Raw genomic sequence first — 15,014 nt, forward strand, 5'->3', positions numbered from 1 at the left:
TGCGCCTTGGGTGTTTTTAAAAAGATCGTTGGATTATGAAGTTAGATTTTATCGATGCCGCCGCAATTCACAATCTGCTGGATTGGCCTTACCTGATCGAATCAATGCGTCAGGCCCATCGGGAGGCCCCGCCAATGATCGGTCGTTTGGCATTGGAAAGCCCCCATCCTGATCGTCAGTCAGACGTGTTGATCGCCGCCCCGGCCTGGATTCCCGGTCAGGACCTGGGCTGTAAGCTGATCACATCCTTTCCGGAAAACAGTGTCCGGCATGGTGTGCCGACAGTTAACTCCATCTATGCCGTGTTTGATCCACAGACGGGCCAACCCCGCGCCATTCTGGATGGCGAGGCAATGATTTTCCGCAAAACAGCCGCAACGTCCGCCCTGGCGGCGAATTATCTGGCTTCCCCTAACGCAAAATACATGATGATGGTCGGTGCAGGGGCCCTGGCCCCGTTTGTCATTCAGGCCATGCGCACGGTGCGGCCAGGGCTGGAAGAGGTGCGTATTTGGAATCGCTCCCCTGAAAAAGCACAGCGCCTGGCGCAGCGCATGGACAGCCCGCAATGTAAAATCACAGCGGTGCAGGATCGAGAGACTGGCTTTGGGTGGGCAGATATTGTTGTCGCTGCAACCATGTCTGAAACGCCGATAATCTCTGGTGCCGCCGTTCGGAATGGCGCGCATGTCAATTTGATCGGCGCATTCACAGCCGCTATGCGGGAAGGCGATGATGCGCTGTTAACCCGTGCTGATTTGTATATCGATCACCGTGCACGGGCGGCGCAAAATGGTGAATTCAAAACGGCGCTGGAAAGCGGGTTGATATCGCAAGATGATTTGTTGGGTGACCTGTTTGATATTGTTAAACTAGCGCCATCAACCGCCGGATATGGATGTCTGGCGAACCTGGATGGCGTTACCCTGTTTAAGAATGCCGGGGCATCGCATCTGGATCTATTCACGGCCCGCGCGCTGATGGCACGATATGCCTGAATGAAATTTTTGCTGTCAAATCAGACGAATTGGGTCCATCTGTTGCTGATGGGGATGAAGGTCCTGCAGCGGCGTGAAGGTTGTGTTTAGCCCTTTGATATCTGCTTTGGTCCGGTCATGGCTGGGTGTGGAGCCAAAGGTTTCACGATAGCGGCGCAGAAAATGAGAATAAGATCCAAAGCCACATCGTGTTGAAATTGTAGCTAAATCAATTCTGGTCGCCTTGATCAGCTTGCGGGCGCGGGCCAGGCGGATCAGGCGATAATGTTCCGCCGCTGTACAGTGCATCGACTGCAGAAAAATCCGATCCAATTGCCGCCGGGACAGGCTCACCTTCTTTGCGATATCTTCCACCTGCAGAGGGGGATCCAAATGCTGTTCCATTATCTTGCAGCAATTCCGCACCGCCAAAGGCAGGCCGCTATGGCTTGACGTAAACATATCGTCCAGGAATGTCGCACTTTCACGGCGATAGGGGTGGATCAGCATATTGGCGACGCGGGCCTCAACATCCGGTCCTAATTGTTCCCGAATAAGGGCCAGCATCATGTCCAGACAGGCGGTTCCCCCGGCGGCGGTCATGCGGGTCGGACTGAAGGTGAAGACCTGGCGGATGAAACTGACATCAGGAAACAGCTGGGCAAAAAGCGGGAGATTGTTGAAATGCGCCGTGACGGAATGGCCATTCAGAACGCCGGCGCGGGCCAGATGATAAACCCCACTTTCGATTGACCCCAGGCGCATACCATGTCGGTCAAAACGACGGATCAGATGTTGCGTGCTGTCGCGGAAATACTGGTCATGGTGAAAGCTACAGCACACCACCAGGCTGTCGGCGTCGTGCTGTGTTGCGACATGACCGTGGGTTGCCACAACCGGCATGCCCCCTGAAGAAAGCACGGTTTCCTGATCATCATGAACGATACGAACGTCGAATTTCGGTTCGGTGAACAGGGAATTGGCAACCCGCAAGGCCTCAATCGCATTTGTGAACCCCAAAAGCTGGAATTCTGGAAACAGCAGAAAGGCGATTTTGTACAAGCCGGTCTCCCTAAAGGTTGATTTCCTGAAACAGGCAGTCGCTTAAGGCGGCATGGTCCAGTTCCACGCCATAACCCGGCGCGTCGCTGACGGGCATTGTGCCATTTGTGACCGTGGCTTCCACAGGATTTTTAAGGACTTGGCGGTATCCGTCAATGCGGTCCCAATAGGGGAAGTGTTCCTGGAAGTAAAAGTTCGGAATGGAGGCGCTGAAATGCATGCCGATTGCAGTGGACAGCGGGCTTGCGCAGATATGGGGTTGCACCTTCAGGCTATAGGCTTCCCCCATGGCAGCGATTTTACGGGCTTCCAGAATGCCGCCTGTATTGCCGATATCGGGCTGCAGAATGTCAACACACCGGCTTTCCAGCAGATTTCGGAATCCGTAGCGGGTGTACAGTCTTTCCCCAACTGCCAGGCGCTGGGGAATGGCATCGGCAATCTTCCGTAAGGTCTGAATGTCCCCTGGCTCGCAGGGTTCTTCGACGAATGACAGGCCGTAGCGATCTGCCTCCCGGCAGAAGCGGATCGTGTCATCCGGTGCCAGGGCAGATGCCAGATCGACCATGATTTCCACATCATCGCCGACGGCGGATCGCACGGCGGCCAAATTCTTAAGGGCGCGTGGCACGATATCGGGGGCATCGGTCCCGCGCCGAACCGGATGTTTTAGCCGACCGGTCGGCAAGATGGTAACAAAGGGATAGAATTTGATCGCGTTGTACCCATCCCGAACCGTGGCTTCGGCCATTCCAGGTAGGTCATCATCACTTTTCGCGCCAAAATACCAGCCATTGGAATAACAGCGCAGCATATCGCGAACACGCCCGCCCAACAGCTCATAGACTGGCACATTCAGCGCCCGCGCCTTGATGTCTATAAGCGCCTGTTCCACAGCGCTTAGACCTGCGAAAAAGAACGGACCGCCGCCTTTTGCCCAGAAGCTGGTATCGTAAATTTCTGTCCAGATGCGCTCTGTCGGCATTGGGTCAATGCCGCCTGACAGGTGTTTCTGGACCATTTCCTGGATCATTGGGGCCGCTGTGGCGCTTCCTAGGCCATAGGCAACGCCTGCCTCACCCAATCCGGTGATGCCGGAATCTGTTGTCAGTTCCAATAGAACCGGGCTCAGCCCACCACTGTTGAATTGCCAGATACGCGCTTTTGTCAGTTTCATTCTTTTACCTTCAATGGTTGGCCTGTTGGCATCAGATAGCCCGGCTGATCCGGTTCGCTTCCAGGATTGCGGCATAGATATCCCGCGATGATACGGCGTCCCCGATGCGAAACAAATCAAACCCCGCCGCGTCGTTTTGGGAATTTGGCATTCGGACAGCGGCAAGGTCTTCCGGGTCATGCACCCCGGAATTTCTGGATTCGTCGCGCAAATCCTGGAATACGGAATCAACCGGGATGGTGCCATGGTCCAGGATAAGGCGATCACATTCTATGACACTTTCAGCCTCTGTCAGCTCATTCTGGAAAGTCGCTGCAATGCGATTACCGCGCTTTTCCGTTGCGATCAGCCGCTGATCGGGAATGATTTTCACACCGGCGGTATACAGGCTTTTCATGATATGGGGGCGTTCCAGATAGCTCATCTCTTTGCCCAATTGCTCGTCGGGGGTCACGACCGTCAACCGTTGTCCTGATTCAGCCAGCATTTCCGCGACGCTGGCCCCGGTAATGGTGCCCAGGGCATCATATAACAGGATATCGCCTGATCCCTCTCGTGTATCTTCCAACAGGTCCCAGACGGTTTCAGGCGGTACGCCCGCTTTGACAGCATCTTCCATGGCATCTGGTATGCCGCCTGTGGCCACAATCACGACATCAGGATCCGTTGCGCGGATATCTTCGGCTTCTGCGAAGGTGTTGTAGTGAATTTCAACGCCCAGCTTTTCCAATTCCGAAACGCGCCAGTCGATGATGCCGATCAGGTCGCGACGGCGCGGTGCGCGTGTCGCCAACAGTAATTGTCCCCCCGCCTTCGGGCCTGCTTCGAACACTGTCACCCTATGACCCCGTGCGGCTGCGACGCGGGCGGCTTCCAGGCCGCCTGGGCCTGCGCCGATTACGGTCACGCGACGGGGCGTTTCCGTTGGCGTCAGGTCGATTGGCATGATGGTTTCATTGCCAATAGAGGGATTGTGGATGCACCGCCGATGCCAGGAGCAATAGGTTGCCCCGACGCAGGGCCGAATGCGGTCTTCCTGCCCTGCAGCCAGTTTTTTGCCAATCTGGGGGTCGGCGATATGGGCCCGGGTCATGCCAACCATATCCAGCAACCCGTCTGTGATGGCATAGCGGGCGGTTGCCATGTCGTTGATCCGCGCGGCATGGAAGATTGGCTTGGACAGCATGCCCTTCATCGCGGCCACATGGCGCAATTGCGGGGCCAGTCCGACATGCATGCCCGGCATATAGTTTGCCAGTCCCAAATGCGTATCAATCCGCCCGAAGGTCAGGTTAAAGAAGTCCACCAATCCACTGCGGTCATATAATTGCGCAATTTCAGCGTAATCGGCAGATGTCATTCCCTCTTCCCGACCTTCACCGACGGCCATGCGCAGGCCGACGGGATAATCATCGCCAACCTGTCGGCGTACTTCTTCCAGGGCCATAATGCCAAAGCGGCATCGGTTCTCCAGCGATCCGCCGAACTCATCTTCCCGCTTGTTGATTTCTGGCGACCAGAATTGGCCGATCAGATGGTTGTGCACATGTAGCTCCAGACCATCCAGCCCGCCCTCTTTACAGCGTCGGGCGGCCTGACCAAAGTCATGGACCACGCGCTGGATATCCGCATGGTCCATCGCGCGGGTGAAGCCCCGGTGGGACGGTTCGCGAAAGCGGGACGGGGCGATTGTTGGCAGCCAGCGATCGGCGCGCCAGTGGCTGCGCCCCCCCAGATGCGTCAATTGACACATGACTGCTGCGCCGTGCCTGTGGACCCGCGTGGCCATACCCTCCAAGAATGGAATGACCTCATCCGTGCCCAGATTCAACTGGTTAAAAACCGATCCAGAATCCGGCGATACGTTGGAAGATCCGCCAAACATCGTCAACCCGATACCGCCGCGGGCCTTTTCTTCGTGATAGGCCTGATAAGCATCGGCGGGCATGCCGTCCTTGCCATACCCGATTGCGTGGCTGGTGCTCATGATGCGATTGCGAAAAACAAGCTGCTTTAACTGAAAGGGCTGCAGCAGCGGATCCTGATTGGCGTCCAAGGAACGTCTCCATGGCTGAAGGATAGAGGGGATGGATGGCATTATGATTCTAATTCGAGGCTGAGCGTCCTGCAGGATGCGGATTGCTGCTACGCCCGTATTGGACATTATATATGCCTAAAATAGACAAGGCTGTCCATTTTGTGCTGCTTCTGGTGACGGGCTGCCGCTTATGGACCGGCCATGTTGCATAAGGGTCCATCCGCGTGAAGAATGGTCGGGAAGCCGCCCAATATGATCAGGAGATGTGATGCTGCCTCACCGTACCCCTTTGAATTGGATGCACTTGAATGCCTGATCGCGCAGGCCCGTTAAGTGGCGTTAAGATTGTCGAACTGACAGGCATTGGTCCGGTCCCCTATGCCGCGATGATTATGGCGGATTTGGGGGCCGAGGTTATCCGTATAGACCGACCGGGCGGGTATCCAGCCCCAGACCCCTCCCTGGATTTTGCCGCCATGGATCGGGCATCGATTTTTTATCGCTCGCGGCCCATGATCCGGGTGGATTTGAAAAGTCAGGCCGGCAAGGATCTGGTGATGCGCCTGATCGGTTCAGCCGATGCGGTGATAGAGGGATATCGCCCCGGAACGATGGAGCGTCTGGGGCTGGGCCCGGAACCATGCCATGCGTTGAATCCGGCGCTGGCCTATATCCGTGTAACGGGTTGGGGGCAGTCGGGCCCAATGGCCCAAATGGCCGGGCATGACATGAATTATATCGGCGTGTCTGGCGCGCTATCCCTGTTCGCGCGCAAGGGCGCGCCGGTACAGGGCATTCCACCCCTGATCGGGGATATGGCCGGTGGGGCGCTGTTTGCGGTGATTGGCTGTCTGTCGGCGGTTCTGCATGCCCGCAGCACGGGGCAGGGTCAGGTCGTGGACGCCAATATTGTCGATGGATCGGCCAATCTGTTCACGTTGCTGTCGGCCCTGGCGGCGATGGGACTGCATGATATCCAGTCGGGGGGGAATGTGCTGGATGGCGGTCGGTACTATTATCGGACCTATATCTGTGCCGATGGTGCCCCCCTTGCGGTGGGGGCTATCGAACCGGCCTTCCGTAAAATCCTGCTGGAGCGACTGGACCTTTCCCAAGACCCCAGATTTTTGTCCGGCACCGCTGATGACGAAGCGTATTGTACCGCCATCCTCTCTGCCCGATTTGCCAGTCAGAACAGGGCCTATTGGATCGATCTGTTTGATGGAAGCGATGGCTGTGTGACACCGGTTCTGACCCTGGATGAAGCCCCGTCACAGGCACATAACGCAGCCCGCAAGGTTTTTTGTGAAGTAGATGGTGTTGTCCAATCCTCACCGGCCCCCCGCTTTGATCAAACGCCAGGCGCGATTTCTATAAGCCCGGCAGCAGCCAGCATCAGTGATCCTGTCGCCTTGCGCAGTTGGGGTGTTTCGGAAGAGGAGATTGAAACCCTGATAGAGCAGGACATCCTCATTCGCGGCGCTTAGGGGGGATTGCCCAGGCTGAACCCAAAGGGATCTAGGCCGTGTTTTTGGGCAAAGGGTAGGTTTCTATATTATAGCGCATTTTGGCAATCAGGCTTTCCAGCAGGGCCTTTTCCGAGCCGGACAGACCGATCAAGGCGCGTTCCGAATGGGAAAGAGTGATTTTTTGCACAATATCATATTTCTCCCGGCCTTCCTCCGTCATGGAAATGGAACGCACGCGGCCGTCTTCGTCAATGCGATCACGTCGCACCAGACCATCTTCCTCCATCCGCGAGATCAGGCGGCTGACAGTGGATTGTTCGATCATGGCATATTCAACCAATTCATTGATTGAGGCGGTCTCATTCACATCCAGCACCGCCAGGATGCGCCAGTTGGAAATCGTCAGGCCAAGCTTGCGCAAATCCTGATTCAGCAATTGATTGAGACGGAATGTCAGACAATTCATCAAATAGGGGAGAATCCGCTCCAGAACGATGTCGGGCTTTTGCGGTATGGTACCTGGCAGGGATATATCCGACTCTGTCTTAATGGTCATAGGGCAAGCAATCCTGACTGAATGCGGTGGTGTCAATCACACCGCCTTTGGCTTTCATTTGCAAGGCGGATGGACAATCATACTTTTCTAGGCACTCGCCGCTTTCGGCGTATCATCGATGAAGGAATGGATTGTTGCCAGGGCCCCGTCCAGGGCCTCCCCCTTTTCATCCAATAGGGCCGCTTCCCGCAGGCGACGCAGCCAATCTGCGGCATCTGACCGCCCTGCGACAAGGTCGCCCCCTGCCAGGACACGGTCAAATTTGGACAGGCCACGGATGTGGGTATCGCTGTATCCTTTGACCAGCCGTCGGCATAGAACGATTTCTACCGCCAGGGCGTAATCTGTGGTCAGGGTCTTCTGCGCGCGGGCTTGCCATTCCAGCCAATGGGCGCGTTCGATATGGTGGCGCAGCAGCGCACGCCGCCAACGACGCAGGCCTGATACCAGATACAGGCTCAGAAACGGCAGAATCGCATCGGTACGCACCCGCCGTCCCCGATTGACCATGCGGTCCAACAGCCTGACCAGCTTGGGACGTGATTCGACAAAGCGACCGATGCGATGCGGCATCAGACCACAGAATTCCGTCGCGCGGGGATGCATGAATTCAGTGATTTGCATCACTGTTTCTGCATCGACATCCATTTCCCGACGGACCCGCTGAAACCGGGTTCCACGGGTCTTTAAATCGGCAACCCGGATAACATCGTCATAGGCCATTGCATTTGCCAGATATTTCGCCAGTTCTTTTGTATAGCGGAAGTGCTGGGCCTCTCCCCCCGCCTGTTGATCTGCGATTGCAGCTTTTTCCAACTGGTCCAGGTATTCGCCGCCATAGGCCAGATCCTGAAAATCAATGACCTTATTCAGTCCCCGCGCGGCAATTTCCTGGGCCGGTTGCGGCAGGGATTGAATACGCTTTACCAGTGAATTGTATTTACCGACAAGAACCTTCGGACCGGCAAGGTCCGTGGGCACGGTGATGCTGTCTGTCGGGGCGATCTGGTCGGTATTTTGGGCGGGTTCCTGGGTTTTGGCCTGATCCAGGGCACGGTCAAAGGCTTTCAGACTGGCAGAAACGCCACGGCCAGAGGCGCGGATGGTTTCGCGATAGCTCTCTGCTGGGAAGGGCAGGGCCCCGGACCCCGCCAATGCACCCAGCAAGCAGGACGAAATATGGCTTTTCGTCTCTGTCGCGATCTTATCCATGGCAAAGCAGATAAAGGACTTCGCGGCTTCCTGCCCCGCTGCCAGGACGACGGCACTATCGGCGCGCCCATCGCCGGGCACAATTTTCTCAGAAACAGCAAACATGCGGTGGCTGGATGAAATCAGCGTGGTGCGGTCTGCCGTCACCAGACCCCGATTGATCGCGCGCCCAGCTTCCATGATTTCTGCGGCAATCAGGATATCGACATCGCCGGGTGCAGGCATCAGGGCAAAGACAGGATCCCGGTCCGATGCCGCCATCATTTCCACATAATAAATCGTCGCACCGGTGCGTTGCGCCACGCCGGGAACAGAGGTTGCCTGGGCATGATAACCATTGCGCTCTGCCACATCGACAATCCAGTCAGACAGCACGCCCCCGCCCTGACCACCAACCGCCAGGATCGCCAGCTTGATGATATTCTTTGTCTGATCCTGCCCGGCGACGGCTTGAAAGGTATTTTCAGAACTGCTCATCACGCGGCCTCTCCAAAGGTCAGTCGGTTCTTGGCGCGCCGGTTTTGCAATGCCCCAATGATCCGCTGGCTGAACCGCGCCATGGCTCGTTCAAAGCGCCCTGAATTATGAACAATATCGGCGCGATAGAAGGATGGGCACAGGACGGCGGCATCGGCCACTTCCCCGCAATTTCCGCAACCCACACAGGATTCATCGATGCTGGCGACGGGATCGTCCCGCAACGGATCCTCCAGGCTTTTCATGCCCAGGGACGGACAGCCCGACAGGCGCATACAGGCATGGTCACCGGTGCACACATCCTCATCCACCCCAAAACGGGGCTTCACAACCCGTTTGCCATCCCCTATGGCTTTCGCCTGGATGGGGCGTTCGCGACGCTGTTTGTTCAACATGCATTCAGACGATGCGACGATAACCTTGGGTCCGGTCTCCGTCGTTGTCAGGGCCTCTTTCAGGGTATCGCGGACTTTCGTGACATCATAGGTCCGGTCGATCTGGCGCACCCATTTCACCCCAACGCCTTTCAGCGCGTCTGCAATGGGATGTTGCGTTGATTTGGTAGGATTATCGGCGCGGGACGACAGAATGTCCTGCCCACCGGTCGCGGCAGAATAATAGTTATCAACGATCATGATCACGTTGTCAGATTTGTTATAGACCGCATTGCCAATGCTGGACGTCAGCCCATTGTGCCAGAATCCGCCATCGCCGATGATCGAAATCGCGCGCTTATCGCCACCGCCATCAAAGGCCCCGTTCGAAGCTGGGCCCAGGCCAAAGCCCATTGTTGTGCCGCCAATTTCAAACGGGGGCATGATGGAAAACAAGTGACACCCGATATCCGCGGCGATCTGGTGCGGGCCAGTTTCCTGTTCGACCAGTTTCATCGCGGCAAAAATCGGGCGTTCCGGGCACCCGGTACAGAATCCAGGCGGGCGCGCCGGGACCGTTTTCACCAGATCATCAAAGGTCTTGTCTTCCACAGGTTTGTTCGGCGCACGATGGCGCGCGGGCAGCATCGCGGGGTCAGCATCGCGCAGGAAATTCGTGATGCCATCCACCATGACTGCGCCGGTATATTCGCCAGCAGGGGGCAGATAATCTTTGCCGGACAGAGAGACCTTGTGGCGTGCCTTATACAGCATCGCGCCAAAGGCCTGTTCGATATAATTCGGCTGACCTTCTTCAACCAGCAGAACCGATTCCTTGCCTTCACAGAATTCCAGGAATTCAGAATCGATCAGCGGGTAGGTAACATTCAGCACATACAGTGGTATGGCACTGTCGCCATGCACATTGGCCAGACCCAGACGCTGTAAGGCGCGAATGACGGTGTTATACATCCCGCCCTGCAGGATGATCCCTGTCTTGCCGGTCTTGGGACCAAACATCTCATTTAGCTTATGGTCGCGAATGAAGTTTACGGCGGCGGGCCAGCGGGTTTTCACCTTTTCCTGTTCATGGGTAAAGGCAGCGGGCGGCAATACGATGCGATCCGTCTTGCGTTGCGGGTTCTTCAAGGCATCGCGCACGGTCAGTGGTGGCGCCTTGTTGTCTTTTGCTGTGAAGACGCCATGCACATGACAGGCGCGAATGCGCACTTCCAACATGACAGGGGTGTTGCTGGCCTCTGACAATTCAAAGCCATCCTGCACGGCCTTCACCAGGCTGGGAAGATTTGGGCGCGGATCCAACAGCCATATCTGGGATTTCATGGCAAAGGCGTGGCTGCGTTCCTGCATGATGGAGGAACCTTCGCCATAGTCTTCCCCAACGATGACCAGCGCACCGCCTGTCACCCCACCGGATGCCAGATTGGCCAGCGCGTCAGACGCGACATTGGTGCCAACGGTGGATTTGAAGGCAACCGCGCCGCGAATGGGATAATGGACAGACGCCGCAAGCATTGCCGCAGCGGAGGCTTCAGTCGCATTCGCTTCATACCGGACGCCCAGTTCCCCCAGGATTTCCTGCGCGTCGGCCAGAACGTCCATCAGGTGCGAAATCGGCGCGCCCTGATAACCACCAACATAGCCGACACCGGATTCCAGCAACGCCTTGGTGATTGCCAGAATGCCTTCCCCCCGAAATTCCTCGCCAGCACCGATCTTCAGCTGTTGGACTTCTTTCTTGAATGATCTTTCGGCCATGGCGTGAACTCCTTCGACAAACGTCTATTTACTGATCAATGCTGGCAACCATGTTCCCAATGCGGGGATTGCGACGACCAGTGTGAGAACGAACAGCTTGATGACCAGAAATGGGGCGACAGCCGCATAGATCTGTTTCATGCGGACAGTGCTGGGCGCGACACCCCGCATGACAAACAACAGCAGACCAAAAGGCGGTGTCAGCAATGCGATTTCCATGGTCAGCAGATAGACAACCCCCAGCACCAATTCATCAATGCCCATCGCGCGGGCCAGCGGGACGAAAATAGGGATCGTCACCATCAGCATGCTAACCTGATCGATAAAGCAGCCCAGGAACAACAGCAGCAGAATCATGCCAATCAGCACCTGCAATGCCGTTAAGTCCCAGCCATTGATCAAATTGATCAGGCCGCTTGTTGCCCCGCTGAAGGACAGGATCTGACTGAAGGTCTGGCTGGCGGCGATGATGAACATGATCATAACCGTCAGCTTTACTGTTTCCATCAAGGCGGCCCCCAGATTGGCCAGGCTTAGGGACCGATAGGCCATGCTGGCCAATACAGCCGCCAGACATCCCAGGGCCGCCGCATCGGTGGGGGAGGCAATGCCGATCAACAGGCTGCCGATCACCACAAAGAAAATGCCTGACAGGGGCAGAACATAAATGCAGAAGGGTTTCCAGCGCTCCCAAAGGGTCATGGCGGGCGGGTCATCAGACGGGGCAAGGTCCGGTCGCAGGATCGAAATCGTAACGATCAGCACCACAAACAGGACCGATAGCAGGATGGCTGGCAGAATACCCGCCACCAGTAGCTTTGAAATCGAAATGCCTGCCAGGCTACCCAGCAGAACTGCCAGCGCAGAAGGGGGAATCAACATCGCAATCGCGCCGGAGGCCATGATTGGCCCCATGGCAAGGGTTGGATGATACCCTTTCTTCAACATGCTGGGCATCAGGGTGGACCCCAGCATTGCCGTATTGGCAATCGTTGACCCGGACAGGGCGGAAAAGATCGTTCCGCCAAAAACCGTCACCACGGCCAGACGTCCTGGTACTCTCATAACAATGCGTTCAATCGCGTCTATCGCGCGATGGGCAACCCGTGACTGAAACAGTATCTCCCCCATCAGGATGAACAACGGGATGGGGGCTAATTGGAAATTGGAAACGGAACTGGTTGCGTTGCGAGCCATCTGAACCAGACCGTTGGTGCCGCCCAGAATGAAGTATGCGCCAATGACATTGACGGTGATGAAGGCAAAAGCGACCGGCAGTCCGATTGCCAGCAGAAAAACCAATCCGCCCAGCATCAGTGTTAAGGTGAGCATCCAATCCATGCTTAAAGTCCCGTCTGAAGGCGGTCTTGGGCGGGGCTGCGAATGGCCTGTCGGATAAATTCAATGGCCAGCAATGCGCCGGATAGAGAGGCAGGAATCATTACAAGCCATTCCGGGAAAACAAGGATCCCCTGAATCATCGATCCGCGACCAAATGCGATTAACAGCGCTTGAAACGATGACCAGGCCAACACACCGGACATAACAGCTCCCAAGCTCATCGTGACGATGTGCAGCGGGCGCTGAATGCGGGGTGTCAAACTGGCCGTGACGATATCAACCGCGACATGGGCATTTTTTTTCAACACCCACGGTGCGGCCAAAAAGGTTGCAGCCATTAACCCCACCTCGATGCCATCGGCCATGCCGAAAATGTTGGTGGTGAATGCAGATACCAGCACGACATTAATCACCAGGGCAGTGGTGATTGCGGCCAGCACCGCGCCTGCCAACATGGCAAGCGCGGTGACTAACCCGCAATAGGCTTTTTCAAGAACAGGCATTGCTAGCCTGCGTTACTGCATGCAGCTGCGCAGAGAGGCTGCGGCATCCGCATCAATCTCTGATACTTTATCCCAACCAGCAGTCTGGGCGGTATCCAGCCATTTCTGACGCGCGTCCCCTTCCAGGGTAATGACTTTGATCCCTGCGGCTTCCTGCTTTTTGGCTTCTTCGGCGTTGATGGCGACGTTGTTGGCGTTCAACGCTTCAGTGTAGGCAATGCCTTCTTCCAACAGGGCACGCTGTTCGTCACTCAGGCCTTTCCATTTATCCAGGTTGACCAAAATTTCGACATCAACCTGATAGAAACCCGGATCGACGCGATATTTCGTTTGCTCATCCCAACCCAGATCCAGAATCCCCTGTATCGGCCAGCCATATCCATCAATCGTGCCGCGTTCCAGGGCGGTATAAACATCACCTGGAGGGGTCCGGATCAGGTTCGCGCCCAGGGTCTGGAACATTGCCTGATAAACCGGTGTGGTCCGAATGGTCAGCCCAGACAGGTCTGCACCGGTAATCGGCTTGGTCAGGTACAGGTGGAAATTCACATGGTCGCCGGTGCGTCCCAGATATTTTACATTCATCTGGGATTGGTGCATGGCGTCAACCTTGTCATAGCAGCCATTGGCACGCTGGTCCTGAATCGTGTTTTCAGCCAGCTTCAGCGCATCCCCCATCGGCAGGATATTGGTATAGAATGCTGCGGTCACATTGGCGATGTCGACAACACCGGATGACACCGCATTGCCCACTTCGAATGGGGGCATGGCTTCGGGGCCACCAACCGTTTGGATTTGCAGCACGCCTTTGCCATTTTCATTGATCCAATCAACAAAGGCTTCGTAAGGCCGCGAAAAGGTGGTTCCCAGCGCAAAGGCGGTGGTTCCGCGCAATGTGACTTCTTCAGCCAAAGCAGGTCCGGCAGAAAAACTTGCTGCCAGGAGGACCGCAACGGAGGCGGCCTGTGCAATCGTCTTCTTCATGGTTCACTCCCTATGATGGTTGTACCCTGCTTCCAGAGCCGCGCCCCGAGCCGAGTTTTTAGCGGATCGTGTCAAACTATATCCATTTGCATATAGTTTCTTAAGTGGAAGATTCGGTCAATAGGGAATTTCAAAACGAAAGAAGCATGCCAAAAAGGATCGGATATTGTTGAAAAACATCCGATGTATACAGGTGGGGGTTTCAGCCTATCGGGACGGATCAGTCCAGCAGAATGCCTGATGCCATGAATCCGCCGTCGACGTTCAGGATATGCCCGTTGATAAAGGCAGCATCGTCCGATGCCAGGAAGCAAACGGCAGAGGCGACTTCTGACGGTTGTGCATATCGTTTGATCGGCATTTGGTCGTACCAGCGTTGACGATCCTGTGGTCCATGCACGTTTAGGATCATCGGGGTATCAACAGGCGGCGGGGCGACCGCATTTGCGGTCACGCCATGCTTGCCAAGTTCGGCGGCCAATAGCTTCGTTAACATATCGACAGCCCCCTTCGTGCACGAATAGGCGCCCCGTCCCGTATTGGCGATTTGTCCGTTCACGGAACTCAAGGTGATGATCCGTCCCCAGCCGCGCGAGACCATGTGGCGACCGGCGCGTTGGCAACAATGAAAGGTTCCCGTCAGGTTAACGGCCAGAATATTGTTCCAGTCATCGACATCAAAATCCAGGATCGGTGCCGCCTTCACGATAGCAGCGGATGTCACCAGAATATCGACGCCCCCGCTTGACTCCAAATGATCGAATGCCGCATCGACCTGACCGCGATCCCTTACATCAAAGGCCTGCCAGTCAACGCTGTAACCTTTGGCGGTCATTGCCTCAGCAACACGGTTGCAGTCGTCTTGGCGCAAGTCTGCAATCGTGACATGGGCACCAGACTGCGCCAGACCTTCGACACAGGCCATACCGATACCACCGGTGCCACCTGTAACCAAAGCGCGCTTACCGGATAGCTGAACCATGGTTTGAATTCCTTGTTCTGAATATTGATGGCGCGTCGGTATCGCGACGCTGGTGAAAGGCTGACCCAGAGGCCCTTCGTTAC

General features: G+C 56.0%; 12 protein-coding genes. 2 read left to right on the top strand and 10 right to left on the bottom strand.

Going from position 1 to position 15,014, the window contains the following annotated elements; all coding sequences use genetic code 11:
* Positions 1-35: 35 nt before the first annotated feature.
* Positions 36-998 carry an ornithine cyclodeaminase family protein gene (locus tag ACOSDM_RS16955; RefSeq protein WP_420725742.1) on the top strand — a complete coding sequence of 321 codons (963 nt, stop codon included), beginning with the start codon at positions 36-38 and terminating at the stop codon, positions 996-998.
* A gap of 15 nt (positions 999-1,013) precedes the next feature.
* Here the strand turns inward: ACOSDM_RS16955 and ACOSDM_RS16960 are convergent, their stop codons facing one another.
* The 3 genes from ACOSDM_RS16960 to ACOSDM_RS16970 are packed head-to-tail and all read right to left on the bottom strand — an operon-like array spanning position 1,014 to position 5,272.
* Positions 1,014-2,039, bottom strand: a complete 1,026-nt coding sequence (locus ACOSDM_RS16960) for a GlxA family transcriptional regulator (protein ID WP_420725743.1) — start codon at positions 2,037-2,039, stop codon at positions 1,014-1,016.
* 10 nt (positions 2,040-2,049) lie between these two features.
* Positions 2,050-3,216, bottom strand: a complete 1,167-nt coding sequence (locus ACOSDM_RS16965; protein WP_420725744.1) for a mandelate racemase/muconate lactonizing enzyme family protein — start codon at positions 3,214-3,216, stop codon at positions 2,050-2,052.
* 31 nt (positions 3,217-3,247) lie between these two features.
* Positions 3,248-5,272, bottom strand: coding sequence for an FAD-dependent oxidoreductase (locus ACOSDM_RS16970; protein WP_420725745.1), 2,025 nt, complete (start codon positions 5,270-5,272; stop codon positions 3,248-3,250).
* A gap of 290 nt (positions 5,273-5,562) precedes the next feature.
* Here ACOSDM_RS16970 and ACOSDM_RS16975 point away from each other — a divergent pair, with 290 nt between their 5' ends.
* Positions 5,563-6,741, top strand: coding sequence for a CaiB/BaiF CoA transferase family protein (locus tag ACOSDM_RS16975; protein WP_420725746.1), 1,179 nt, complete (start codon positions 5,563-5,565; stop codon positions 6,739-6,741).
* A gap of 31 nt (positions 6,742-6,772) precedes the next feature.
* Here the strand turns inward: ACOSDM_RS16975 and ACOSDM_RS16980 are convergent, their stop codons facing one another.
* The 7 genes from ACOSDM_RS16980 to ACOSDM_RS17010 form a co-directional block, all read right to left on the bottom strand.
* A complete protein-coding gene (locus ACOSDM_RS16980; protein ID WP_420725747.1) occupies positions 6,773-7,279 on the bottom strand; it encodes a MarR family winged helix-turn-helix transcriptional regulator in 507 nt (168 codons plus the stop codon).
* 87 nt (positions 7,280-7,366) lie between these two features.
* On the bottom strand, positions 7,367-8,968 hold the full coding sequence (locus tag ACOSDM_RS16985) for an indolepyruvate oxidoreductase subunit beta family protein (RefSeq protein ID WP_420725748.1): 1,602 nt from the start codon (positions 8,966-8,968) through the stop codon (positions 7,367-7,369).
* Positions 8,968-11,121, bottom strand: coding sequence for a thiamine pyrophosphate-dependent enzyme (locus ACOSDM_RS16990; protein ID WP_420725749.1), 2,154 nt, complete (start codon positions 11,119-11,121; stop codon positions 8,968-8,970). Before ACOSDM_RS16990 ends, ACOSDM_RS16985 begins: the two co-directional genes overlap by 1 nt.
* A gap of 24 nt (positions 11,122-11,145) precedes the next feature.
* Positions 11,146-12,462, bottom strand: a complete 1,317-nt coding sequence (locus ACOSDM_RS16995; protein WP_420725750.1) for a TRAP transporter large permease — start codon at positions 12,460-12,462, stop codon at positions 11,146-11,148.
* A gap of 2 nt (positions 12,463-12,464) precedes the next feature.
* Positions 12,465-12,965 (bottom strand): TRAP transporter small permease, encoded by a 501-nt coding sequence (locus ACOSDM_RS17000; RefSeq protein WP_420725751.1) that lies wholly within the window; start codon positions 12,963-12,965, stop codon positions 12,465-12,467.
* A 12-nt stretch (positions 12,966-12,977) separates the two neighbouring features.
* On the bottom strand, positions 12,978-13,949 hold the full coding sequence (dctP, locus tag ACOSDM_RS17005) for a TRAP transporter substrate-binding protein DctP (RefSeq protein WP_420725752.1): 972 nt from the start codon (positions 13,947-13,949) through the stop codon (positions 12,978-12,980).
* A 220-nt stretch (positions 13,950-14,169) separates the two neighbouring features.
* Positions 14,170-14,931 (bottom strand): SDR family NAD(P)-dependent oxidoreductase, encoded by a 762-nt coding sequence (locus tag ACOSDM_RS17010; protein ID WP_420725753.1) that lies wholly within the window; start codon positions 14,929-14,931, stop codon positions 14,170-14,172.
* Positions 14,932-15,014 lie beyond the last annotated feature (83 nt).

The organism is Hwanghaeella sp. LZ110 (genome assembly GCF_048892525.1).
Lineage (GTDB): Bacteria > Pseudomonadota > Alphaproteobacteria > UBA8366 > Aestuariispiraceae > Pacificispira.